Annotated in this window: 16 protein-coding genes and 5 pseudogenes; 14 read left to right on the forward strand and 7 right to left on the reverse strand. The window is 67.7% G+C overall.

What is annotated here, in order from left to right; all coding sequences use genetic code 11:
• The first annotated feature begins 348 nt into the window (after window positions 1-348).
• The 3 genes and pseudogenes from IEZ15_RS34045 to IEZ15_RS46535 all read left to right on the forward strand — a co-directional run bounded on the left by IEZ15_RS34045 (window position 349) and on the right by IEZ15_RS46535 (window position 2,629).
• Window positions 349-1,347, forward strand: a complete 999-nt coding sequence (locus IEZ15_RS34045; protein WP_189280794.1) for a hypothetical protein — start codon at window positions 349-351, stop codon at window positions 1,345-1,347.
• A 129-nt stretch (window positions 1,348-1,476) separates the two neighbouring features.
• Window positions 1,477-1,893, forward strand: a pseudogene (locus IEZ15_RS46530) (Tn3 family transposase); the annotation flags it as partial.
• Window positions 1,894-1,948: 55 nt separating this feature from the next.
• Entirely contained in the window at window positions 1,949-2,629 is a 681-nt protein-coding gene (locus tag IEZ15_RS46535) for a Tn3 family transposase (RefSeq protein ID WP_268250463.1), read from the forward strand.
• A gap of 66 nt (window positions 2,630-2,695) precedes the next feature.
• Here the strand turns inward: IEZ15_RS46535 and IEZ15_RS34060 are convergent, their stop codons facing one another.
• On the reverse strand, window positions 2,696-3,232 hold the full coding sequence (locus IEZ15_RS34060) for a CGNR zinc finger domain-containing protein (protein WP_189280797.1): 537 nt from the start codon (window positions 3,230-3,232) through the stop codon (window positions 2,696-2,698).
• A 103-nt stretch (window positions 3,233-3,335) separates the two neighbouring features.
• Between IEZ15_RS34060 and IEZ15_RS34065 the strand changes: the two genes are divergently transcribed.
• On the forward strand, window positions 3,336-4,913 hold the full coding sequence (locus tag IEZ15_RS34065; RefSeq protein ID WP_189280798.1) for an FAD-dependent monooxygenase: 1,578 nt from the start codon (window positions 3,336-3,338) through the stop codon (window positions 4,911-4,913).
• A 219-nt stretch (window positions 4,914-5,132) separates the two neighbouring features.
• On the opposite strand, the pseudogene IEZ15_RS47705 reads toward IEZ15_RS34065, so the two are convergent.
• From IEZ15_RS47705 to IEZ15_RS34080, 3 genes and pseudogenes are all read right to left on the reverse strand, one after another.
• Window positions 5,133-5,665: pseudogene (locus IEZ15_RS47705) on the reverse strand (transposase family protein); the annotation flags it as partial.
• A 64-nt stretch (window positions 5,666-5,729) separates the two neighbouring features.
• Entirely contained in the window at window positions 5,730-6,203 is a 474-nt protein-coding gene (locus IEZ15_RS34075; protein WP_189280799.1) for a DUF3995 domain-containing protein, read from the reverse strand.
• Between the two features lie 191 nt (window positions 6,204-6,394).
• A pseudogene (locus IEZ15_RS34080) lies at window positions 6,395-6,559 on the reverse strand (DUF4291 family protein); the annotation flags it as partial.
• A 227-nt stretch (window positions 6,560-6,786) separates the two neighbouring features.
• Here IEZ15_RS34080 and IEZ15_RS34085 point away from each other — a divergent pair.
• Together IEZ15_RS34085 and IEZ15_RS34090 are read left to right on the forward strand one after the other, a co-directional pair.
• Complete coding sequence (locus tag IEZ15_RS34085) at window positions 6,787-7,929, forward strand: DUF3103 family protein (protein ID WP_189280800.1); 1,143 nt, start codon at window positions 6,787-6,789, stop codon at window positions 7,927-7,929.
• A 154-nt stretch (window positions 7,930-8,083) separates the two neighbouring features.
• Window positions 8,084-8,512, forward strand: a complete 429-nt coding sequence (locus IEZ15_RS34090; RefSeq protein WP_189280819.1) for a hypothetical protein — start codon at window positions 8,084-8,086, stop codon at window positions 8,510-8,512.
• On the opposite strand, the pseudogene IEZ15_RS47335 reads toward IEZ15_RS34090, so the two are convergent.
• The 3 genes and pseudogenes from IEZ15_RS47335 to IEZ15_RS34105 form a co-directional block, all read right to left on the reverse strand.
• Window positions 8,426-8,662 (reverse strand): annotated as a pseudogene (locus IEZ15_RS47335) (NucA/NucB deoxyribonuclease domain-containing protein); the annotation flags it as partial. The gene IEZ15_RS34090 and the pseudogene IEZ15_RS47335 sit on opposite strands and share 87 nt — an antisense overlap.
• Before the next feature lie 90 nt (window positions 8,663-8,752).
• Window positions 8,753-10,846: a DUF6351 family protein gene (locus IEZ15_RS34100; protein ID WP_229846298.1), complete on the reverse strand. Its 2,094-nt coding sequence runs from the start codon at window positions 10,844-10,846 to the stop codon at window positions 8,753-8,755.
• Between the two features lie 298 nt (window positions 10,847-11,144).
• Window positions 11,145-12,287: a mandelate racemase/muconate lactonizing enzyme family protein gene (locus IEZ15_RS34105; protein WP_189280802.1), complete on the reverse strand. Its 1,143-nt coding sequence runs from the start codon at window positions 12,285-12,287 to the stop codon at window positions 11,145-11,147.
• A gap of 234 nt (window positions 12,288-12,521) precedes the next feature.
• Here IEZ15_RS34105 and IEZ15_RS34110 point away from each other — a divergent pair, with 234 nt between their 5' ends.
• The 8 genes and pseudogenes from IEZ15_RS34110 (at window position 12,522) to IEZ15_RS34145 (ending at window position 22,994) form a co-directional block, all read left to right on the forward strand.
• A complete protein-coding gene (locus IEZ15_RS34110) occupies window positions 12,522-13,523 on the forward strand; it encodes a LacI family DNA-binding transcriptional regulator (protein ID WP_189280803.1) in 1,002 nt (333 codons plus the stop codon).
• A gap of 119 nt (window positions 13,524-13,642) precedes the next feature.
• Window positions 13,643-14,983 (forward strand): ABC transporter substrate-binding protein, encoded by a 1,341-nt coding sequence (locus tag IEZ15_RS34115; protein ID WP_189280804.1) that lies wholly within the window; start codon window positions 13,643-13,645, stop codon window positions 14,981-14,983.
• Window positions 14,984-14,990: 7 nt separating this feature from the next.
• A complete protein-coding gene (locus IEZ15_RS34120) occupies window positions 14,991-15,941 on the forward strand; it encodes a carbohydrate ABC transporter permease (protein ID WP_189280805.1) in 951 nt (316 codons plus the stop codon).
• The gene (locus tag IEZ15_RS34125; RefSeq protein WP_189280806.1) at window positions 15,938-16,816 is read left to right on the forward strand and encodes a carbohydrate ABC transporter permease; all 879 of its coding nucleotides are present in this window, start codon (window positions 15,938-15,940) and stop codon (window positions 16,814-16,816) included. The genes IEZ15_RS34120 and IEZ15_RS34125 overlap by 4 nt, the downstream gene beginning before the upstream one ends.
• Window positions 16,817-16,920: 104 nt before the next feature.
• Window positions 16,921-19,212: a hypothetical protein gene (locus tag IEZ15_RS34130; RefSeq protein WP_189280807.1), complete on the forward strand. Its 2,292-nt coding sequence runs from the start codon at window positions 16,921-16,923 to the stop codon at window positions 19,210-19,212.
• 12 nt (window positions 19,213-19,224) lie between these two features.
• A complete protein-coding gene (locus IEZ15_RS34135) occupies window positions 19,225-21,447 on the forward strand; it encodes an FAD-dependent oxidoreductase (RefSeq protein WP_189280808.1) in 2,223 nt (740 codons plus the stop codon).
• A gap of 26 nt (window positions 21,448-21,473) precedes the next feature.
• Entirely contained in the window at window positions 21,474-22,340 is an 867-nt protein-coding gene (locus IEZ15_RS34140) for an NAD-dependent epimerase/dehydratase family protein (RefSeq protein WP_229846299.1), read from the forward strand.
• A 217-nt stretch (window positions 22,341-22,557) separates the two neighbouring features.
• Window positions 22,558-22,994 (forward strand): annotated as a pseudogene (locus IEZ15_RS34145) (four-helix bundle copper-binding protein).
• Window positions 22,995-23,305: the final 311 nt, after the last annotated feature.

The raw sequence follows: 23,305 nt of genomic DNA on the forward strand, positions 1-23,305 counted from the left end.
GGGCGGTGCGGCACCAGTAGTAGAAACTCGAGCGCGCGATCCCCAGGATCGAGCACAACCGCTTCACGCCGAACCGGCGCTGGCGATCGTGGGCCTTGACCCCCGATCTTGGACACAAGACACTAGATCTTGAGGATCTGAGAACGGACATCTCCTCATCGATCCGGACCGGTTGGCCCGCTTCGCAGCCGGCCTCTCCTGCCGCAGGGCCCGAATGCCCGGCATGCTGACCGGGGTGAACCCCGCTCCTCCGGTCTGGGCGTTGCGATCCAACGTGACTAGGGCCCTGCGCAGATGTGGAGTCGGCCGACTCCGATCCGTGCAAGGGTGCGAAGGGGAGAGCCTGACATGGAGATCACGGCGGTCACGTTGCGAGAGGCCGATGAGCGATTCCGGCTGCGGTCGCTGTTCGGCCTCGACAGAGATGACGACGACGAGGAGGTCGTCGTCGTCTCGGGCGACGTCACTCTGGAGAACCTGCCACTCGATTTCACCGAGCTCGACACCTGGTCCGGACTGACGGCGACCAACTCCTTCAGCGGTCTCGTCGTCGACGGCGACCTCACCGTCACTGATTGGATAACCAACTGGGAGATGGATTTCGGCCCGTTTCTCCTGGTGCGCGGTGATGTACGCGCGAAAAACTTCGGCACCTCGGGCAGTGAAGTCCTTGTCGAGGGAAATCTGGAGGTCGCACAGACTCTCGCCGGTATCTACAACCACGGTCGCACGGTCATCAAGGGCGACACCCGCGCCGAGGTTGTGCTGACTGAGCAGCACGCGTTCGAGTTCCACGGCCGCCTCAACGCTGAAATAGGCATCGCCGGGAACTTCCTCCAAGTCGCGGACCCGGCGAAGGTACAGGTCGGCAGCTGGGCAGGCCACGTCCTCGACCTGAGGCACCAGATTTTGCCGAACCTGGGTTCGCGGTCGATGAGGGCACTGCGCGGTCTGGATTCCGACTTCTGGGACTACGACCGCCGGCAAGTCCTGTCGGCGATGGAGGCCGGACGATCGCTGCTGCGCGCGTCCGGACCACGGCAGGTGGGAAGGGAAACGCCGCTGAGCTTTGAGGAAACGATCCGTGAGGTACTGCGCCAAGCCCGGTATCAGGAGCAGGACCGCTGGGACGACGGCTTCTACACGTGTACCCGCGAGAGCGAGGAGCCTTTCGTCGAGGTGTGGTTCTCCGAGGCCGACGAGCCGGCCGAGGCCGATGAGGCCAAGGCGCCGGAAGAGCTGGACCCCGCCACGGAGTTGCGCGGTTACGCCGAGGCCCTGATCGCCGCCGGGTATCGGGCGACGATCGACCCCGACGACGACGAGTGCTTGCAGGTGCGCCGCTGACGGACCGGGTGTGACCGTCACGGCCCGGAGCCGGGGGCGGGGGCGCGGCAGTCGACCAGTGAGCAGAGCAGTAGCGGACGTCCAGGCCGGCGAGCTGCGGCCAGGCGGTACGGGCTCGCGCCCCGCTATGTGCTCACCACCTTCGTCAAGGGCACCAATATGGGCCCGTACGAGGCGGCCAAGCATATTCCCGGGGTGTCCGGGCACGAGCTGTCGTACGTGGCGAACCGGCACTTCTCGATCGTGCTGCTGAACGAGGCTGTCGCCGACCTGGTCAACGCGCATGCCCGCCTCGGCATCTCCCGGGCGTGGGGCGACGGCACCGCCGTGGCGGCGGACGGCACGCACATGGACACCTACCTCAAGCCGGGCAGCATCGCCTACCACCACATCTCTGACACCTACATCGCGCTGTTCACGCACTTCATCCCGTGCGGGGTGTGGGAGGCCGTGTACATCATCGAGGGGCTGCTCAAGAACACCTCCGAGGTGAAGCCGACCGCTGTGCACGCGGATGCCCAGGGCCGGCCCCAGCCGGTGTTCGCGCTCGCGCACCTGCTGGGGCTTCGACCTGATGCCCAGGATCAGAAACTGGAAGGGCATGACGTTCTACCGGCCGTCGAAGCAGAGCGAGTACGTGCACATCGACTCGCTGTTCGGGGAAGCAGGCCGGAACATCATCGACTCCGATCTGCTCGAGTCCCAGTTCCGTCACCTGATGCGGGTGGCCGTCTCAGTGCGCGAGGGCGCCATCTCCTCCTCCACGCTGCTAAAAAGACGGCGCTCGGGCTCGCACAAGAACTCCACCTACACCGCGTTCCGTGAGGTCGGCCGGGTGATCCGCACGGTTCAGCTACTTCGCCATCTCTCGGACGCGCCGCTTCACCGACGGGTGACGGCCGCCACGAACAAGGTCGAGTCCTTCAACCGATTCTCCCAATGGGTCGGCTTCGGCAGCCGGGGCGTCATCGCCGACAATAACCCCATCGAGCAGGAGAAGGCGATGAAGTTCAACGCCCTGCTCACCAACTCGGTCATTTTTCACAACGCCCTGGACATCGCGGAGATCGTCCGCCAGCTGCTGGAAGAAGGCTGGGAGATCGACCCGGAGGACCTCGCCCACATCTCGCCGTACCTGACCGAGCACATCAAACGGTTCGGCGAGTACTCCACCCACGAACTCGGCATCCAGCCCGAGGCGTACGACCCCAAGCTCGACGTCGACTTCACCCAGCTCCACGACCAGGAGCTGCGCGCCGAGGGCTTTGGGACAGCAGCCTGATCAGGTGAAGCCGAGCGGAACTGCGCCGGCATCACCTGCGTGGGCAGGCAGCGGTGTCAACGCAGATCATCGGCTCCGATTGCGGTGGGCGGCGACTCGGACCCGGGTTCCGCAGCGGGCCGAGCAGTAGCGCTGCGGGGCGCGGCGCCCCGTGTCGGTGAAGTAGCGGTCGCATCCGGGTGCGGCGCAGCGGCCCCATGCGCAGTAGCCGCGTTCGCTGAGCCAGAGGGCCAGGGCGAGCGCGGCGGTGGACAGCAGCCACTGGGCTGGCTGTGCGTCGTGGGGGGGCGGTGTGTGGAGCGACCAGCGGCGTTCAGGCAGGCGCACCAGCCGAGGCCGGGCCGGGTACCGGTCGAGCAGGGTATTGATCGCCGCTGCGGCGCTGTCCTCGTCCTTGATGTCCAGGATGCCGGCGATGACCGCCACGGCCTCCCGTATCTCCTCACCGGTGGTCTCGGTCAGCCGCAGGGGAGGGCCGCCGTGCGCCTCCACCACGGCTTCGAGTCCCTCCGGTGTGGCTCCGCTCCCGTCCTGCACGGCGTTGACCAGATCGGCCAGGAAGTACAGGCCGCGCGGGTTGTCATCGGCCAACCGCTGATCCATGGGCTTCTCCCGCTTCGGTGGGCAGCGTCACCTCGTCATGGTAACGTCTAAATATAGTTTAGTCGTTACCTGGTCGATTGTTCAGGTAGTAAGGAGGCTCGCCGTGACCGAGTCGCATACGTCCGTGCTGATCGTCGGAGGCGGACCCGTCGGTCTGGCCCTGTCCTGTCTGCTGTCGGGCCACGGCGTGGGTCACGTTCTGATCGAGACCCACCCCGCTACCTCGCGCCATCCCAAGGCCCGGGGCGTCTCGGCCCGGTCCATGGAGATCTTCCGGCGCATCGGGCTGGAGAAAACGGTCCGTGCCGCGGGGCTGCCGGCCGAGCAGGTCTACTTCTACCGGGGCCTCGACCTGGTCGACCCCGACTACGTCCGCACCGGTCTCGCCCAGGAGCCCGGCGAGGGCCCCGAGCACACGCCGTCACCGGGCCTCATCTGTTCCCAGGACGTCCTGGAGCCCTTGCTGCTGCGGCGCGCCGAGGAGCCGGCCGACTCCCGGGTCCGGTTCGGCACTCGCCTGGTCTCCTTCGCCGATGACGGCCTCGGCGTACACGCCGTCATCGAGGAACGTGCCACCGGCCGCCGGGACCGCCTGCGGGCGGACTGGCTCGTCGGGTGCGACGGCGCCGCGAGTACCGTGCGCGCCGGGGCCGGGATCGCGATGGAGGGCCCGACTGGCCTGGGGCGGTACCTCAGCATCCGCTTCGAGGCGCCACTTGGGCAGGTGGTGGCCGACCGCGCCAGCGCCTCGTACTTCCTCACCTTCCCGGGGCGGGGCGGGTTCATGGCTGTCGACAACGACCGTCACTGGATCTACCAGTACCCCCTCGGCGCCGACGCGGGTGCGGCGGCGGATCCGACGGACCACCGGATCCTGGCCGGGCTGGTCCGTAAGGCAGCCGGCATCCCGGACCTGGACGTGACGGTCCGTGACACGATGACCTGGCGGATGGACGCACAGCTCGCCGACTCCTACCGCCGCTCACGCGTCCTGCTGGCGGGCGATGCCGCCCACGTCATCCCGCCGACCGGCGGGCACGGCATGAACACCGGCATCGGCGACGCCGACAACCTCGCCTGGAAACTCGCCGCCGTCACCGCCGGGTACGCCGGCGAAGCCCTCCTGGACACCTACGAGACCGAGCGGCGCCCCGTCGCACGTCAGGTCATCGACACCTCCACAGCCAACGCGACGAACCGCGCCGGCTACCGCATCGACGACGAACTCCTCCTGACCACCACCTATCGCTCCGCCGCCGTCATCCCCGATCCAGAGCATGCCGGTCACCCCAGCACCCTGGACACGTCCGGCTATCGTCCCGGCTGCCGACCGGGAGAGCGCGTACCCCACATCCGGCTCACCGCAGGGCCAGCAGACGTGACATCCACCCTCGACCTCGTGGGCCCCGGCTTCACCCTGCTCACACCCGACGACGACCCGCAGTGGCAGGTGCAGGCCGACGCCGTACGGCAGGCGGGGATCCCCCTCATCCTCCGGGCCGTCCGCACCGCCGCACAGCGGGAGGCCGAGCCTGGGCAGTGGGCACGCCTGATCGGCGCCGACCACGCGGACGACGCACTCCTGGTGCGCCCCGATGGGCACATCGCCTGGCGCGGCACCTGCCCGACGGGCCTGTCGACTTTCCCGGCTCTCGTTCGGCGCGTACTCGCGACGCCGTGACTCTCACCGGAGCGGTTCAGTCGACCCCAGTGTCGGCAAACGAACGAATGACGACAGGCGTCGCAGGCGTCCAATGAACCCAGCCTTTCCGGGACCCGACGGCGCCGCCGATCCAATCAGATCCGATGACGGCTGGTGACAGGGTTTACTGACAGCCAGGTCGAATGCGGCCGTCGCAACGGGGAGCGGCATGGCCAACCTGGTCTACAAGCGGGTGTCGATCAGCAGCAGCCCGGGCCGCTCGGCGAGCAGGTCCGCCTCGACGTCGAGCATGGCCTGCAAGACCTCGCGCTCGTCCATCTTCGGGTTGGCGAGCGCCCACAGGATCGGCATGCCGGTGGGGGTGCAGACCAGGTACAGGCGCAGGCCCCAGAAGAGCCGTGGGAGGCGCAGTACCCGTATCCGGCCCAGCCCGCCATCTCCGAGCGTTTCACCGTCGGCCGCGACATCCCGCACGGAACCGGCATCGAGTCGACGATCCAGTGGTTGTCCAACCAGAAGTCCGTATCCACCGCCAGCATCCGTATTGCCTTCTTGACCAGCGGCGATGCTGTCTTGAGGCGCTTGTTGTACCCGGACTGCTGTGGCAGGTACGGAAATATTGGCGCGAGGTGCTGCCTCGCGTACCGCAGCCGGCGTGCCTAGGAGTGGAACCCCAGCAGGGCCTGCGCGACCGCGAGCGTGACCACCTCGGCATCAGTGAGCTTCGGCGGCCTGCCCATCCATCGGTTGGTCTCCAGTTCGTCGTTCACGCCACGATCTCGTACACCCCGTTCGCATTTCCCAACGCACCGTCAAGCGATGTCGCTACGCGGGCTATCCGTGCGTCCGGTACCTCCGTGCGGCCAAACCAAAGACGAGACCACCGACCAGGAACCAGGGATTCCACAGCAGCAGCGTCCACAGCCGCTGTTCCGGGCTTACGTCTATTTCCGAGCCCGCAGCGTCGGTCAGCAGCAGCACCTCGACGGCGATGCCACGTATGAGCAGCACAGCGCAGGCACACCACCCCAGGGCCTTGACCACCCGTCCTGCCGGACCGCGAGGCCGCGGCCTGGCGAGAAGCCATCCCAGCACACCGCCGACAAGGCACAGCAATCCCACGCCCCACAAACCCACCACCACGAACCACCCGGGGCGTTCCTCGGCAAGAGGCCCCGCCGAGACACCGAGGCCCCAACTGCCGCCCATCGCCCAGTAAAAATGGAGCACGGCGAAAGCGACCGCCCAGGCGCACGCCATGCGTCCCCACAACCCCAGCGTTGTCTTGTCATGCGGATCTTCATACATAGCGAGGAGCATGCCACTGCTGCGGCACGCCACCACCACCGTCGCGAGAAACCAGCACGCCCACCTTCCAGTCGGCCACAACGTGCGACCGAACACATCGGACTTGGTCGTCCAGCGCGAATGACTCGCTACGAACGGGCTTTCTCCTGCACGTTCTTGTCGTCTGCTGTCATGACAAGAGGCTATGAGCACGGCGTGATCCATGTCATCCGGTCGCGCTTCCAGGCCTCCGGGAACCGCTCGTCGTGGGTGGCAGGAAGGCCGATGAACCGAGCGTACGCCTGATAAACGGTGATGGTCGTCTCCGTGCACCGGGCGCGGATCTCGTACTGCGGGTCGATCGGGGCGGTCGTGATCCCATCTCAGCGCCGACCGGGCGGCACGGCGGGCGAGTTACGGGAGGCACGGTCCCCGGCCTCCTCGAACGGATTTCCCGCACCAGGTTTGACGGGACCTCATCAAGAACATTCATTCAAGGGTCTACTCGCATAGATGAGCACGATCACCGGCTTCCCCCGTGTGGGGAAGCCGTCTGTACGTGCTGCCACCCCCGTAGTGCTCCACTCGTCAGCAGGAGATCGCCTTGAGTGCATCCACGCCGCTGCGTACAACCCTGATCGGTGTTGTCCTGGCCACGACCGCCCTGATCCCTCTTCAGGGCACCGCGCTGGCGGCGCAGTCGGGAACGACCGGAACCGCCACCACGGATTCCTCGGTCACGGGCATCGAGGACGCCACCGCGCTCGCTCTCGCCAGATCACTGGCCGACCCGGCCTGGAACAGACAAGTCCGCACGGCCACCCTGGCCGCCGACTCGGTGGACCTGGGGGCGCTGACCGGCGACGCCACCTCCGCGGCCGGCCGGAGGCTCGCCCCGGAGGTCGTCCGGGCCAACCAGGGCGTCGCTGCCGCCAAGGGGCTGACCGACGAGGCCGGTTCGCTGCTTCGGCTGGGCCTCGCGAACGCGTCAATAAAGGTCCGGCTCGCCTCGGGTACGGCTCCCCTGGTGGCCGCCGCCCCGTCCGACGACGCCTCCACGTTCACCGCGTACGACAGCCGGGGCACGGCCCACGAGCTGTCCGTGAACGCCGTCCCCGAGCGGCCCGTCTACCTTGTCGACATCGACGGCGCCAAGGCCGTCGCCGAAGGCCTGAAGGTTGTCGACGAGGCCCTGAGGGCAAAGGGCCTGAACGCCCCCGCCCCGGCCGCCGGCGTCAGCACCCTGGCCGCCACGACCGGCATCGACACCACCCGGATCAACTCGGTGCGGATCTCCGACGTCAAGGAACCGGCGATCAAGGGTGACGCCGAGATCTTCACCCTCGTCACGGGCTTCGGCAAGGACGGCAAGCCGCGCGTCGACACCGTCGAGATGCCGTACCTGAACAAGGACGCCACAACGTACTACCCGAACCAGGTCCTCGTGAACTGGTCCAACTACAAATACAACATGGCCGACGCGGTCATGATGGAGGATGACGGCGACACCAACTACCAGTCCCTGGCCAAGGCCATCGTCGCCGTCCTGCTCACCATCACGGACCAGGGTGCTTACATTCCCCTCGCCGACGCCGTACTGAACGCCATTCCCACCAGTTGGTGGACCGACGACCCGGATTACGTCGACTCCTGGTACACCCTTGCCAAGACGACCAGCGGCACGCGCAACGGCGCAGCGGGCAACGGCTGGATGAACGTCTCCCCGTACCACGTGTCGGAGCTCTGACCATCCGCGCCGGCCGGTCTTCCCCGAGGGCCGGCCGGCGCCGGTGCGGAACAGGTAGTGCTCGGTGGGCTCGGAGCTGCGGCGTCGGCTCGCGCCGGGCTGCGAAGTCGCGGCCCCTGGCGTGCAGACGCAGCCGGTAGGTTCCCGGTCCCTGGTGGGCGATGTTGAGGTCCAGGGCGTGCTCGTAGGAGCCGATGCGGGCGTAGCCACTGGTGGAGATGAAGGTGGTGTCGATCATCTCGTCCCAGTCGCCGGCGTCGAGGGCGGGTTCGGTGTCGAAGAGGCAGGTGTAGAGGTGGACGTTGCCCTTTGTGATGCCGGTGTGGATGGCGGCGGCGTTGTTGGTGACCGCGATGAGCCCGGTGACCGGTTCGCCGAGTGGCGGCTGGATGTCGGGGCTTTCGTCTGCGTCCGGCTCGGTGGGGTCGATCTCGAACCGGCCATTTTCCACGAAGAGCTTCATGGACTGGGACGCGTGAGGCATCGCGGCCACCCTTCAACTTGGTTCAGGAAAACCTATGCGGCAACGATGACAGTGCGGCAGCGTGCCCTGGCAGCAGGAGGCTGCGGCACTGGTTCCTGAGGCTATGCAGAACTGGTTGAGCCGGGTGCCTGCCTTGCTGTTCTGCTTGGCGTTGATCACGCGGTGGCTGCTCAGGCGCTTGGATTCTGCCTTGCCGCCCTCACGCGTGGATGCCATGGGGCACTCGTCGCAGGACTTGCCCTCGGGCCGGCAGGTGCTGACCTGGGCGAACGCGGGAACTAGCCACGACTCACACCAAAGCGAGAGGTCGCACTGCCCGGCTCACCTGCCGCGATCTCGTCACTTCGGGTCGAAGGAGAGCCATGTGCCGGCGAGGCCCTGCTGACCCGCCCCGGGCTGGGACCAGTCGCAGACACCGGTTCGGAAGATCGCCTTCAGATCCTCGAACTGGCCATCGGTCACCGGCACTCGGTAGTCGGAGCGGGTCACGGGACGCTTGCGGCACTTGACGATGTCGTTGGCCACATCGGCTCCGGCGACCATCCGCGGCGATGTCCACACCGGGTAGAGGGTGTTGCACTCGGTGTTGTCGATGCCTTCGACCTGGGGCTCCGCGATCTTCTTCGCACCGATGCCACGGGTCCAGCAGGCGTCCGTGAGACCCTGCGGCCGGTGGCGGACGATCTTCTCGATGGGGGCGTCGTTGCCGGAGTCTCCCTTGATGCCGGTGAGCCACTGGTCCATGTCGGACAGCATCCCGGCGAGAGTGAATCCGTGCCCGTTGGAGCGGGTGAGCATGACCTGGTTGGCGTGGGTGCCGTTGGCCTTGTCCAAGCGCGCCCGGGTGGAGAAGGAGTGGAAGCGCATGTGCATGTCGCCGGCCGCCGCGTCGTCCGTGTAGTCGCGGTAGTCGATGATCGGAACGTCGGCGAGGCCGCCACCGCCGTTCAGCATGCGGCCCGTGCGGTAGGCCGTCCGTACCGCCTTGAGATCGGCGACGGTGCGCTCCGCGGCGGGCTTGGCGTCGTCGTCGAGGCCGCCGATGCGCCGGTTCAGGTCGATGAACTGGTCCATGTCGATGGTCCCGTTGTTCAGGGCCTCAAGTCCGTACTGGATACCGGTGTTGTCGAGCGGCCTGCGCGCCTTCCCGGTCTCCGGTACCTCGCCGTAGACGTTCACGGTGTGGCTGTAGACGTCGCAGCGGGCACCGTCCGGGTTGGTGTCGGGGTCGTAGCGCTGTTCCTCGGGCAGCTGGGGCGGGCAGAACACCGTGGGGTCGATACGGCCGCCGGCCCTGGCCAGGCTGCCGATGCTCTCCCACTTGCCGAACCCGGAGACCGCCCTCTGCTGCTCCTTGGTGAATGCGTCCGGCGCGACTTCCTTGAAGTAGTGGTTCAGGAGCTGGGCGTCGCTGAGCGTCTGAATCGTCCCGAAGCCGACGTCGGGAAAGCTGCAGCCGGAGAGGATGCCGTCCAGCAGACCCGGGTAGTTGTCGGCGATCTGGTGGGTCTGGTACGAGCCGCCGGAGCAGCCGTTTCCGATGGTGAAGGCCGGGTCGCCGTACGTCTCCACGAAGCGTTCCTTGACCATGCTCATGGTCTCGGCGGCCAGCAGGTCGTTGCAGTTGTTGCCGAAGACGTTCAGCGTGGACGATGCGACGCCGTAGCCCTTGCTCAGATACGTGTCGTTCATGATGCCGACGGTGTTGCGGCCCTGGACGTACCAGCCGCCGTTACAGCCCCCGCCGAAGCCGTACACGAGGCGCCCGTTCCAGCCCGGCCCACGCTGCAGCGGGTCGGGGGTGCCGGACTTCGGGTCGTGCAGCACGGCCGTCTCGTAGATGCCGCGGTTGATGGTGCCGGTCTCGACGCGGACGATGTACGGCACCTTCTTGCCTGCGCTCGTCGTGGCGGTCGCCAGGTCGGCGGGAAGGACGTTCTCGTCGGGCAACGGAACGAACTTGCCGGCCGTGGTGCGATACATGTAATCGACACGGGTCTTGACCGAGCAGTCCTTGTCGATCGGCTGCCCGAGGGTGCCGCCGGTGACCGTCTTGAACTCGGCGGTGTCACAGACGAACGGCTGCTCGTGCGGCCCGGCGAACACCGGCCCCGTGATGGGGTGGTTCTTCAGGGTCAGTTGTCCGGCGTCCGCGCCCTGAGCCCTGGCCGTGAGCCTGTTGTCGCCCTTGGACAGCTCCTTCACCACGCCCATCAGCGCGTTGTCGCCGGACGGCCGGAAGCTCGAGGTCACGTCCCGGCCTTCCACCTCGACCCGGACTGTGTCGGCAGCTATGGAGGCGGGCACCTCGACACGTATCAGGGCGTCGTCTCCCGACACCGCGCCGGGCCGCGACGACACGGCCGTCACCTGCAGCTTCTGGCGTTCCTGGCTGCCGGCCGGCGTCGCCGACGCGCCTACCAGCACGCCCATGAACGCTATGCCGACAAGGCCCAGTTCGACCGGTCTCGCGGCTCCTCTGAACGACACGATGGAACTCGCCTCACTTCCTGAAGTCGGGATTCGTACTCAGTGTGCAGACGCGGGCTGTGGGCCCGCCGGGACGGTGATGCGAATGCCCCGTTGTCATGGTGTGCGGCTTCCCGGCCAGTAACCGGAAGGGACCCGCTCCTTGTCCGGCGTCCTGTTCGGTACCGGAGGGGACACAAGGGTTGTAAGCGGCTTTCGATTCCGCAGGGGCGGGCCCGCGCGGCCGACCGGCCCTGCCCGGCTACCAGTTGGTGAACGCCCCGTCCGCCGCGCGCAAGTGCGGGCGCTCGGCCGCCTCGGCCTGGTACCGGCGCGCCGCCTCCCGGTCGATGTCGACGCCGATGCCGGGCAGTTCGCTCAGCTCCACCCGCCCCGGCAGGATCGTCGGCCGCGCGGTGAAGAGGGCGGCGATGGCCGGATCGGGGTCGGTCTGGTGCTCCTGGATCGCCACATTGGGGCAGGCCAGGTTGAGTTGGAGCGAGGAAGCGGCGGTGACCGGACCGAGCGGGTTGTGGGTGGCGAGCTTGATGTGGTGGGTCTCCGCCATCGCCGCGATCTTCTTCGCCTCGGTCAGGCCCGCGGCCACCCCGACGTCCACGCGTGCGTAATCGATGAGGTCGTCCTCGATGAGTGCTCTGAACTCCCATTTGGAGCCGTACTGCTCACCCGCGGCCAGTGGTACGCCGGTGCGGGCCCGCAGCATGCGGTAGCTGTCCGGGTTCTCACAGCGCAGCGGGTCCTCGACGAAGTACGGGCGGGCCGCCTCGATCTCCCGGCACAGGGTCAGCGCCTCCGGCGGATCCAGGCGCGTATGGACGTCAAGGATCAGCTCCACCTCGTCGCCGACCGCGTCCCGCACCTGGTGGAAGAGGTCGACCGAATCGCGCAGGCAGCGGCGGGCGTCGAGCGTGCCGTCGGCGTCGTGCGGCGAGGCGAACCGCAGGTGACGCCAGCCCTCGGTGACCAGGTCGCGGCAGCGGTCCAGGAACCACGCGCGGTCGTGGTAGCCGTCGCCGACATGCACATAGGCGGGTACGTGATCACGCACCCGGCCGCCGAGGAGTTCATGCACCGGTACGCCGAGCGCCTTGCCGCGGATGTCCCAAAGCGCCACGTCCACCGCTGCGATGGCGGCGCCGAGTATGCGGTCGGCGGGAAAGAACCCGCGCCGGAACATCACCTGCCAGAGGTGCTCGATCCGTCGCGGGTCCTCGCCGACGATCAGCTCCGCGAGGTGCTCGAGACCGCCCGCGACCGCCCGTTGGCGCGACCTGATGCCGACCTCGCCCAAGCCGTGGATGCCCTCGTCGGTGTCGACCACGACCAGCATCATGCTGTCGCCGTGGTCTGGGAGAGTCAGCACTTCCAGGCCGGTGATCTTCATGCCACTCCTCTATGAAAACGTTCCCGCAATTTCAGTGCCGTTCTTGAGAACACATCATCGACAGCAGTCGAGTCGAAGCGCAAGACCCGTGCACCCAGAAGGTTTTCCTCAATGAAATAGTCCTGACACACGTCTTGACACGCCCTGGGAACGTTCGCAAACATCACCGCATCCGCAGGATCCAGATGCGAGACGACCGGGGTCCCCCGGTTCAAGACGACGAGGAGGCCGTCCGTGGCAGTCACGATCCGGGAGGTGGCGAGCGCCGCGGGCGTCTCGGTGTCGACGGTGTCCCGTGCGTTCACCGCACCCGACCAGGTGCAGCCGACGACGCGGCGGCGCATCCTCGACGCCGCGGCCGAGCTCGGCTACTCTCCCAACCCGGCTGCCCGTTCACTGCGCGGCGGCGGCACCGGAACACTCGGCCTGATCGTCCCGGACATCGCCAACCCGTTCTTCCCGCCGATCATCAAGGCGATGCAGGCCCGCGCCCGGCACCTGGGCTACACGGTGCTGGTCGCCGACAGCGATGAGCGTGAGGCGGACGAGCTGGCCGCCATCGCGGCCGTATCGAAGCGGGTCGACGGCCTGATCCTGTGGGCCTCCACCCTCACCGAGGGCCGGCTCCATGAACTCGCGGGCCAGATGCCGCTGGTGGTGGTGAACCGTCACGTGCCGGGCATCCCCGAGGTCCGGATCTCACTGTCCGCCGGCATCGCACAGGCCGCCGAGCAGTTGAAGGCGTACGGTCATCGGCGCTGCGTCTTCATCAACGCGTCCCGCGCCGAGCTGAGCCGCGGCAAGTCCATCCAGGAGTCCTTCAAAGCGCTCGACCTCTCCCTGTCCGAGCTCGGCCCGTACGAGCCGCGGTTCGAGACGGGCGTGCACGCAGCCACCCTCGTCGCCGCCCACGACGCGACGGCCGTGATCGCCCACAACGACCTGGTCGCCCTCGGCGTGCTGCACCAGATGGCCAACCTCGGCATGAGCGTGCCGCGCGACGTCAGCGTCATCGGCATCGACGACACGCTGCTCGCCTCCGTCTCCACCCCCAGCCTCACCACGATCAGGATCGACCCCGAAGAGATCGCCACGCGGGCGGGGGACCTCCTGATCGAGACGATCGCGCGCACAACAGGCCGTGCTGGACAAGGACTTGAAGTCCATTCCCCCTTCGTGGAGATCGGCTCCCGCCTGATCCCCCGCGCCTCGACGGGCCCCGCACCCGCCCACTGATCCACGGCGCTCACCACCACAACGAGCAAAGCACCGCACTACACCGCACCGAGCCCACTCCTGCCCTTCTTGGAGCCGTTATGCCCAGAAACTCCCGCTGTGCGGCCATACTTGGCTGCATGGCGCTGACCGCGACCATCGCGGGCTGTTCCTCCCTCACCCCGAGCAGTGCCGGCGGGGACGGTGATCTCGTGCTGAGGGTGCAGGGCATGCCGCCGGCCACCGACAAGCCGGGGGTCGCCCTGTTCAAGAAGCAGGTGGCCGACTTCGAGAAGGCCAACCCGGGCATCAAGGTCAAGGGTTCGACCACGGTCTTCGACCCGCTGACGTTCTCCGCGAAGCTGTCCGGCGGCAATGTCGAGGACGTCATCAAGGTGCCGCTGACCGAGCCGCAGCGGCTCATCCAGCAGAAGCAGGTGCAGCCGATCACCGGGCAGCTCAAGGAGTGGAAGCACTTCAAGGAGTTCAACCCTCAGGTCCTCCAGCCGCTGACCGACAGCGCCGGCGACGTGTACGGCGTACCGCAGAATCCGTACGCCCAGGGCCTGGTCTACAACCGCGAGCTCTTCGAGAAGGCCGGCCTCGACCCGGACAGACCGCCGACCACCTGGGCGGAAGTCCGCACAGCCGCAAAGAGGATCAGCGACAGTACCGGCAAGGCGGGCTTCGTCCACGAGTCCAAGGACAACCAGGGCGGCTGGCAGCTGACGATGCTGTCGTACGCCTTCGGTGGCGAGCTGGAGAAGGAGCAGGGTGGCAAGTACACCGCCACACTCACCGGGGAGCCGACGAAGAAGGGCTTGCGGCTGCTCAAGGACATGCGCTGGAAGGACGATTCGCTCGGCAAAACCCTGCTCAACAATCAGAACGACGTGATCAAGCAGTTCGCGGCCGGGCAGGTCGGCATGTTCATGGGCAGCCCGGGGACGTACCGACTGGCGAAGATGCAGTTCGGCATGGAGAACACCGACGCCTTCGGAGTGGCCCCGATGCCGCAGTCCGGCGGCGATGCGACACTCACCGGCGGCGACATCTACATGGTCCCGAAGTCCGCCGACAAGAAGCATGCGGCAGCGGCCGTCGAGTGGCTGACCTTCGCCTACGCCAAGCCGCAGTACAGTACCGACATCGCCGCCGAGCAGGCCAAGGCGCTCTCTGCCGACCCGAAGTCCGCGGTGGGCGTGCCGACGCTTCCGGTCTTCGACAAGAAACGGCAGACCGAGATCGACGCAGCGATCAAGCCGTACGTCAATGTGAAGCTGCAGAACTTCAAGCCGTACATCGACGGGCTCTCCACGCTGATGCTGAAGCCGGAGCCGCCGTACCAGGCGCAGAAGCTGTACACCGCGCTCGACCCGGTGGTCCAAGCGGTGCTCACCAAGCGCGACGCCGACATCGACTCCCTGCTCGCCTCGGCCGAGAAGGACGTCAATGCCAAGCTCGCCGCGGACCAGAAGTAGCCGGCCCATGGCCCTGCTCACTCCGTCCCGGCGCCCGGCCACCCTGTCCAAGGAGCCCGCGCCGCGAACCCTGCCTCAGCGGCGGCGTGGCACCGGCGCCCGCAAGCAGTTCACGGCCTGGCTGTTCCTCGTCCCCGCGCTGCTGGTCTTCGGGCTCTTCGCCTGGTGGCCGATCGTGCGCAGCCTGCTGCTCAGCTTCCAGAAGACCAACCTCGTCGAGCCCGCGGTCTGGGTCGGCCTGGACAACTTCCGTACCCTGTTCGACGATCCGCTGCTCGGCACCGCCGTCGGGAACACCCTGTTCTTCGTGGTCCTCGGCCTGCTGATCGGCTTCCCGGCGCCGCTGATCCTGGCCGCGATCATGTCGACGGTGCGGCGCGGCGCGGGCGTCTACCGCTTCCTGGTGTATCTGCCGGTGGTCATCCCGCCAGTGGTGGCGATCCTGCTCTGGAAGTGGTTCTACGATCCCGGGAGCGGGCTCTTCAACAACTTCCTCGGCAAGGTCGGGCTCGGCCCGTACTCGTGGCTGGAGTCCTCCGACAGCGCCATGCTCTCGCTGGTCCTGGAGGCCACCTGGGCGGGCATGGGCGGCGCCGTCCTGATCTACCTCGCGGCGATGGTCGGCATCCCCGGCGAACTCTATGAGGCCGCCGAGATGGACGGCGCCGGGATCTGGCGGCGGATCTGGCATGTGATGCTGCCCCAACTCCGGTCCGTCATCGGACTGTTGCTGCTCGTCCAGCTGATCAACACGGTGCAGGTCTTCACCGAGCCGTACGTCTTCACCGGCGGCGGACCCGAGAACTCCACCCTCACGGTCCTGCTGCTGATCTTCCGGTACGCCTTCCAGGACGGCGAGTACGGCCAGGCCGCCGCACTCTCCTTCCTGATGGTGCTCGCCCTCGCCCTGCTCTCCGCGGTCTATCTGCGGGCCACCCGCAGCTGGAGCACGTCATGACCACGCTCACCACCTTCGTCTCCACCAGCGACCGCCAACGCCCCGGCGTACGCGCCGCAGTGCGCTCCATCCAGGTGTTCACACTGATCCTGCTGCTGCTCATCGGCATCGGACCGCTGTACTGGATGGTCAAGGGCGCGGTCTCACCGCCCACCGAGCTCACCACTCAGCCCCTGGCCCTCTGGCCGGACCGGCCGGCCCTGGGCAACTTCTCGACGGCGTACACCGATCTGAGTGTCGGCCGCTATCTGATGAACACCTTCCTGGTGGTCGGCGGATCGTGGTTCGTGCAGCTCTTCGTCTCGGCCACGGCGGGCTTCGCCCTTTCGGTGCTCAGGCCGAGGTTCGGCAAGGCCGTCTACGGGGCGATCCTCGCCACGATGTTCGTGCCGTACACGGTGAACATGGTCAGCCTCTTCATGACCGTGATCGATGTGCCGTTCCTTCACCTCAACCTGGGCGACACCTACTGGGCGATCTGGTTGCCGGCCGGCACGAACGCCTTCACCGTGCTGCTCGCCAAGCAGTTCTTCGACGCCCTGCCCAAGGAGCTGTTCGACGCGGCGCGGGTCGACGGGGCGAGTACCCGGCAACTGCTCACCAAAATCGTGCTACCCATGAGCAAGCCGGTGCTCGCCGTGATCAGTCTGCTCGCGGTGATGCACTCCTGGAAGGACTTCATCTGGCCGCTGGTGGCCATCACCGATCCCGAGAAGCAGCCGATCAGCGTCGCTCTCGCCCAGCTCGCCACGCAGGCTCCGCAGGACCAGCTGATCGCCGCGATGGTGCTCGCCGTCGCCCCGCCGGTGCTCGTCTTCGTCGTCTGCCAGAAGTACATCGTCGCCGGGCTCGGCTTCACCGGAGTCAAGGGCTGAGTACCACCGGAGCCAACGGCCGAACCCTCAGCTCCCCCACCACACCTTCCGCTTCGGAGCCTTCGGAGCATCCGGAACACCCCGACCAAGAGAAGGGCACCTCCATGTCAGTCGCCCGCCGCAGATTCATCCAGGGCACGGCCGTCGCCACCGGCGCCGCGCTGCTGCCGACCGTTCCCGCGTACGCCGCAGACCCGGTCACCATCGAGGCCGACGGCATCACCCTGGTCGGCCGTAGCGACGGCAGCGTCCTCGTGCAGGACGGTGCGGGCGCCGACCGCATCCTGCTCAACCACTTCATGATCAAGGACACCGCGCTCGGCCAGCAGCGCACCTTCGGCGGTACACCCGCCCGGATCACGCTCCCCGACGGGAGGCCCGCGATTCAGGTCACGTACACGATGGCGAGCGGCATGTCCGGAGTCACGGTGCGCGGCACCTTCGACGTCACCCCTCACAAGGCACACATGAAGTGGGAGGTCAGCGGCTCCAGCACGCTCACACCGACCGGCTTCATGTTCTCCCGCACGGTGTACGAAGCGAGCGCGGCGGAGTCGTACGAAGCGCTGACCGTCTGGGAGCGGGACGCCCGAGGCGGCATTCCGTACGAGGTGAACGCGGGCGGCGCGTATGTGGAGACGTGGGCGGGCTCGAAGGGCTTCTTCTGCCTCTCGTCCACCGTCCCGGCGAGCACGAACGCCACCTGGATCCACTCCCCCGGCACCTCGACCGGTGCGGGCACCGCGGTCACCGAGGCCGATCTGGTCCTCGGCGATCTGCGGCCGCGCGGGGCGGGAGCGCTCGCCGCCAGGAGGCCCCTCGGCGTGGAGGTGTGGACCGATCAGCCGTTCAACCTCTACAAGGCGGCCGGACAGACGATGACGCTCAGGGCGCAGGTCGTCAACGGCTCGGCCGCGGCCAGGAAGGTGACGCTCACCTGGTGGGCGCGGGACTTCGGCGGCAAGCGGATCGGCGGTGGAACGCTCTGCAGGAGCCTCGCGGCGGGCGCCGCCTGGGACGCCTCCTTTCCCCTGACCTCGCCCTCGCAGAACATCGTGTTCACCGAGGTGGAGGTGGTCAGCGGCAACGACAGGGCGCTGGCCCGCACGAATCTGAGTGTGCTCCCGGAGTTCGCGTACAAGGCGGGCAAGGAGTCGATGTTCGGCCTCGCCAACTATCCCTGGCTGCTCAAGCCCGGCAAGGACGCCGTGCTCGGGCTGGTCAGGACGCTCGGCATCAAGTGGATCCGCATCGCCTACGCGGGCGCCCCTGGCATCGACACCGCGACCCTGGACGCGAACGGTATCGGGCACAACGTGGAGCTGAGCGGCATCCCCGTGGGCGGCAGTCCGGAGCAGATCGCGGCCTGGGCCGACACGAATGTCGCCAAGGCCCTGGACGCCGAGGCCGCGTACTTCGAGGTGAGCAACGAGGTCAACCAGCCCTGGATGTCGGGGCGCGGCGCCGACGCCTACGTCCGGGACGGTCTGCGTCAGGTCACCACGCGCCTCGACGCGGCGGGCTCGCGGATGAAGGTCATGAACGCCGGCCTCGGCGGCATGGACTACGTATGGACCAAGAACTTCCATGACGCGGGCGGCTGGGACCTCATCGACGCCTTCGCCTTCCACCCCGGCCGCGGCAACTTCACGCCCGACTTCGCGCCGCCGCCCGAGGAGTGGACGCAGGGGTCGTCCGGCTCGTACTGGAACTTCCTCGGCGCACTGCGCAAGGCGAACCAGGTCCTTCAGGAGTACGGCGGCGACAAGGAGCTGTGGCTCACCGAGGCGTACGCGCCGACCCGGCCCAACGCGTGGTGGAGCGACACCTACCGGCACGCCGCCGAGAACACGCTGCTCACCCTCGCTCTCGCCAAGTCCGAGAAGGTGCGCGCTGTCAACTGGTACCAGCTGCACGACTCGGTGCTCTACCACCCGCAGGAGGCCGACCCGGCCAACCCCGAGTACCACTACGGCCTGATGAACCGCGACACCAGTGCCAAGCCCTCGCTCCTCGCCTTCGCGACCGCCGCCCGGGTCCTGGACGAGGCCGAGTTCGTCCGGCATCTCGCCTTCGCGGACCAGGACATCAAGGGGCTGCTCTTCACCACTCCCGGCGGACCGGTGTCGATCATCTGGAGTCGCAAGGACGGGTACATCCTCAACTCCGAGCATGGCGAGGATCCTTGGTACGCATCGCCCGAGCCATGGATCGACACCTGGACGACCAGGACCAAGGTCGTGGCCCACTCGGGCACGGTCGACGGCAAGGTGAGGGAGCTCAACTGCATCGGCCAGGAGCGCTCTCTGAAAGCCTCCAACGGCAAGGTCACCCTCACCCTCGACGGCGCCCCGCGCGTCTACTACGGTCTCGCCGCCAATCCCGACTGGAAGTAAGTGACGTACGACATGAGGAATGAAACCGCACGGCACGACATCACCGTCGTCGGCGGCGGCCTGGCCGGGGTCTGCGCGGCGATCGCCGCGGCCCGGCTCGGCCGGAGCGTCGCGCTGATCAACAACAGGCCGGTGCTCGGCGGCAACGCGAGCAGCGAGGTCCGGGTCTGGGTGTGTGGCGCGACCGGCCACGGCAAGAATCACCATGCCCGTGAGGGCGGCATCATGGGCGAGTTGCTCGTGGAGAACCAGTTCCGCAACCCGGACGGGAACCCCTACTACTGGGATGCCGTGGTCCTGGACGCCGTGCGCGCCGAGCCCGGCATCACGCTCTACCTCAACACCGACGTGCGCGAGGTCGACGCCGAAGGTCCGGACGAGGCCCGGCGGATCACCTCGGTCACCGGCTGGATGATGGGCTCGGAGCGGCGAATACGTTTCGAGAGCTCCCTCTTCCTCGATTGCACGGGCGACGGCCTGATCGGCCACCTGGCGGGCGCCCACCACCGCATCGGCCGGGAATCGCGCGCCGAGTACGACGAGGCATGGGCTCCGGAGACGGCCGATGACATCACCCTGGGCTCAACCCTCCTCTTCTATACGAAGGATGCCGGTCACCCCGTCAAATTCGTGCCGCCGAACTTCGCCAAGGACATCACCCGGACCTCCATCCCGCAGCGCCGCATCATCAAGGCGGGCGACAACGGTTGCGCGTACTGGTGGATCGAGTTCGGCGGCGAGCTCGACACCGTCCACGACAACGAACGCATCCGCGACGAGCTGTGGTCGGTGATCCACGGCATCTGGGACCACATCAAGAACTCCGGCGAGTTCGACGCGGCGAACATGACCCTGGAGTGGGTGGGCTCGGTCCCCGGTAAACGGGAGTACCGGCGCTTCCTCGGCGACTACGTCCTGCACCAGGGCGACATCCTCGGCCAGACCGAGTTCGCCGACCGGGTCGCTTTCGGCGGCTGGTCGATCGACCTGCATCCACCGCAGGGCATGTACGCCATCGAGGCAGGCGCCAGACAGCTCTACGCGGACGGCATCTACCACATTCCGTTCCGCAGCCTCTACTCGGTGAACACCGAGAACCTGCTCTTCGCCGGGCGCAACATCTCCGCCAGCCATGTCGCCTTCGGCTCGACCCGCGTCATGGCGACCTGCGCCACCATCGGCCAGGCGGCCGGCACGGCGGCGGCACTCTGCGCCACCGGAGATGTCACCCCGCGCGAACTCCCCGTACCCGAGCTGCACAGGGCGCTGCTGCGTCACGATGCCTCACTCATCGGCCTCGCCTCGACGGACCCGGAGGACCTGGCCCTTCGGGCGACGGCCACCGCATCGTCCACCTTGAGCAGCCTGGCAGTCGAGGACTCCGACGAGCTGTGGCTGCTCACGGCGGACGCCGGACTCGTCCTCCCCGCGGACCCGCGCCTCTGCGGGGTGGAGCTGCTCGTCGACGCCGACCGCGACACCGAGATCGTGATCGACCTGTACGACCCCGAACTCGGCCAGAACTACGTCCCGCGCCGTCTCGTCACCTCCACCACCCTGCCCGTCGCCGCCGGTGCCCGGCAGTGGCTCAAGACGGGCCTGGACTGGTCTCCCGAAACCCCGCGCAACGCCTTCCTGGTAGTCCGCGCCAACGACGCCCTCGCTCTGCACCGCTCCGACCGCCCGACCCCCGGCGTCCTGTGCTTCACGCGCGTCCCGCTGCGCCCGTCGGACGAATCGCCGCAGCCGCTGCGCGAGTGGACGGACGTGGGTCTGCTGCGCCGCACCTTCTGCCTCCGTACGGGAGAGACCGCGGCCTACTCCCCCGCCAAGGCCACCGACGGCTATGCCCGCCCGTACGCGGGACCGCACATGTGGGTCTCCGCACCACTGGCGGACGTCCCTTCCCCCTGGCTCGAGTTGGCCTGGCCCGAACCGGTCGCTCTGGGCCGGATCGAGGTCATCGCCGACGACGACGTCAACGAGGACCTGATCAACTTGCACCACCACCGCACGCCCTTCGACACCCTCCCGACCCTCCTTCGCGACTACCGCGTCGAGGCACTGGATACTGACGGCACCTGGCGCGTCATCGCCCGTGCGGCGCAGAATCGGCGGCGGCGCGAGACGCACACGCCGGCGGAGCCGGTCACCACATCGGCGATCCGGGTCGTCGTCGAAGCCACCAACGGGGCGGCGTCGGCGCACGTCGTCGCCGTGCGCGCCTACGAGTAGAAGCACCGATGCAGGAGAGTGACTGAATGGTCGAAAGAGCGATGGTCACCGGGGCCGCCGGGCGGATCGGTCGAGCGGTCCTCGCGCTGCTCGCCGAGCGCGGGATCGAGGCGAACGCCTTGGTCCTCGATGATCCCGGTGATCTCGCGGCGCGCCTGGTCGTGACCGGTGACGCGGCCGACGCGAAGACCGTGCGGGCGGCTCTGGAGGGCGCCGACGCGGTCATCCACCTGGCGGCGATCCCGACTCCCGAGCGCAACACCGCATTTGAGGTCTTCGCGGGCAACAGCCTCTCCACCTTCACCGTCCTGGAGGAGGCCGGCCGGGCCGGGATCCGGCATGCGGCGGTGGCAAGCTCCTGGGGTGTCACGGGCCTGCCCTGGACGGACGTCGAGGATCCGCATCCGTCGTACGCACCGGTCGATGAGGCGATGGCCTCCCAGGTCGCCGACCCTTATGGCCTCTCCAAACAGGTCGACGAGATGACAGCGCAGATGATGGCGCGGCGGCACGGGATGAGCGTGGTGTGCCTGCGCTATCCGTACGTGGGCGGATTCGAGGAACGGCTGCACGCGCACGCCGCCCGGCTCACGGCCGACCCGGCCGCGGGGGCAAGGGACCTGTGGACGTACCTCGAGGTCCATGACGCGGCGAGGGCCGCGCTTCTGGCCTTGGACGTACCCGGCCGTGCGGCGCACGCGGTACACCTCTGCGCCCCCGAGATCATAGTGCCGTACCCGACGGAGGAACTGCTGCGCCGCTACCACCCCACCACCGTGCTGCGGCGCCCGCTGCCGGGTCGCGCGGCGCCGGTCGACACCTCGGCCGCGCGCAGGCTGCTCGGGTTCACGGCACGGAATCTGCTCGGTCGCGAGGCGGTTACCCCGAGTTGAGATCATTTCGGCCGCCGAGCGGCAAGGCGGATGAGTTGCTTGCAGCAGCGAAGAGCAACGGCTTCGCCGGTCGAGCAACACAGAATGTGGCCCTGACAGGACTTCCCGCTCCATGCGCCCGCCGCCGCCACCTGCTGGAAACACGCTGAAAGGGCGGAGGCAGACAGGCGCGGCCGCACTTGCCCCTCGGCCTCCGGTCTGAAAGGCGGGACCTCTCATGACCACGGCCAAGGACATTCTCGCCGCCTGCCCGGCCGAACTCGGAAACATCGACAAGCTCGCCCGCTGCATCGAAGCATGCAACATCTGTGCCCAGGCGTGTACCGCGTGCGCGGACGCCTGTCCGAAGGCATGGTCGGCGACCTGACCAAGTGCATCCGCACCGACATGGACTACGCCGACATCTGCAACGCCACCGCCTCGGTGCTCTCCCGTCACACCGGCTACGACGCCAACGTCACCTCCGCGCTCCTGCAAGCGTGCGCAGTCGCCTGCCAAGCCTGTGGCGACGAGTGCGCCTCCCACGCCGACATGCACGAGCACTGCCGAGTGTGCGCGGAGGCGTGCCGCGCCTGCCAGGAGGCATGCACCGAACTCCTGGCAGACCTGTCCTGTCCCCCACCCTGGAGGCGGACACGGACGACTGGCATATGAAATCGTGGCCCGCGATGCGTTCTACGACGACTGATCCACCGGCTGGCCCGTGGGCCGGCGGGCGCGGCTCCGGCGGTCGTACGCCGCCTGGGCCACCGCCCGCAGCCGCACGTAGAAGGGGTTGTCCTGGCTGATCTGCCACATGTGCAGATAGATCAGCATCTGGTTGAGCACGGTGTCGTACTCGACCAGCGTGCCGGACGCGTCTCCGGCCGCCCTGCCCCAGCCGACCAGGCGGTCCTTCTGAGCGGCGGTGATCTTGCCCGCCTTCTCGAAGGAGTCCGCGTACCGCTCCAGCTTGTGCGGTTGAG

The organism is Streptomyces atratus (assembly GCF_014648655.1).
Classification (GTDB): Bacteria; Actinomycetota; Actinomycetes; order Streptomycetales; family Streptomycetaceae; genus Streptomyces; species Streptomyces atratus.

What these genes read in the sequence shown, in the direction of transcription:
- IEZ15_RS34120 (WP_189280805.1), top strand. Translation starts at nt 14,991, where the DNA reads ATGGCCCTGCTCACTCCGTCCCGGCGCCCGGCCACCCTGTCCAAGGAG.
- IEZ15_RS34125 (WP_189280806.1), top strand. Translation starts at nt 15,938, where the DNA reads ATGACCACGCTCACCACCTTCGTCTCCACCAGCGACCGCCAACGCCCC.
- IEZ15_RS34130 (WP_189280807.1), top strand. Translation starts at nt 16,921, where the DNA reads ATGTCAGTCGCCCGCCGCAGATTCATCCAGGGCACGGCCGTCGCCACC.
- IEZ15_RS34075 (WP_189280799.1), bottom strand. Translation starts at nt 6,203, where the DNA reads ATGTATGAAGATCCGCATGACAAGACAACGCTGGGGTTGTGGGGACGC.
- IEZ15_RS34135 (WP_189280808.1), top strand. Translation starts at nt 19,225, where the DNA reads ATGAGGAATGAAACCGCACGGCACGACATCACCGTCGTCGGCGGCGGC.
- IEZ15_RS46535 (WP_268250463.1), top strand. Translation starts at nt 1,949, where the DNA reads ATGACGTTCTACCGGCCGTCGAAGCAGAGCGAGTACGTGCACATCGAC.
- IEZ15_RS34060 (WP_189280797.1), bottom strand. Translation starts at nt 3,232, where the DNA reads ATGGATCAGCGGTTGGCCGATGACAACCCGCGCGGCCTGTACTTCCTG.
- IEZ15_RS34115 (WP_189280804.1), top strand. Translation starts at nt 13,643, where the DNA reads ATGGCGCTGACCGCGACCATCGCGGGCTGTTCCTCCCTCACCCCGAGC.
- IEZ15_RS34140 (WP_229846299.1), top strand. Translation starts at nt 21,474, where the DNA reads ATGGTCGAAAGAGCGATGGTCACCGGGGCCGCCGGGCGGATCGGTCGA.
- IEZ15_RS34100 (WP_229846298.1), bottom strand. Translation starts at nt 10,846, where the DNA reads ATGGGCGTGCTGGTAGGCGCGTCGGCGACGCCGGCCGGCAGCCAGGAA.
- IEZ15_RS34045 (WP_189280794.1), top strand. Translation starts at nt 349, where the DNA reads ATGGAGATCACGGCGGTCACGTTGCGAGAGGCCGATGAGCGATTCCGG.
- IEZ15_RS34105 (WP_189280802.1), bottom strand. Translation starts at nt 12,287, where the DNA reads ATGAAGATCACCGGCCTGGAAGTGCTGACTCTCCCAGACCACGGCGAC.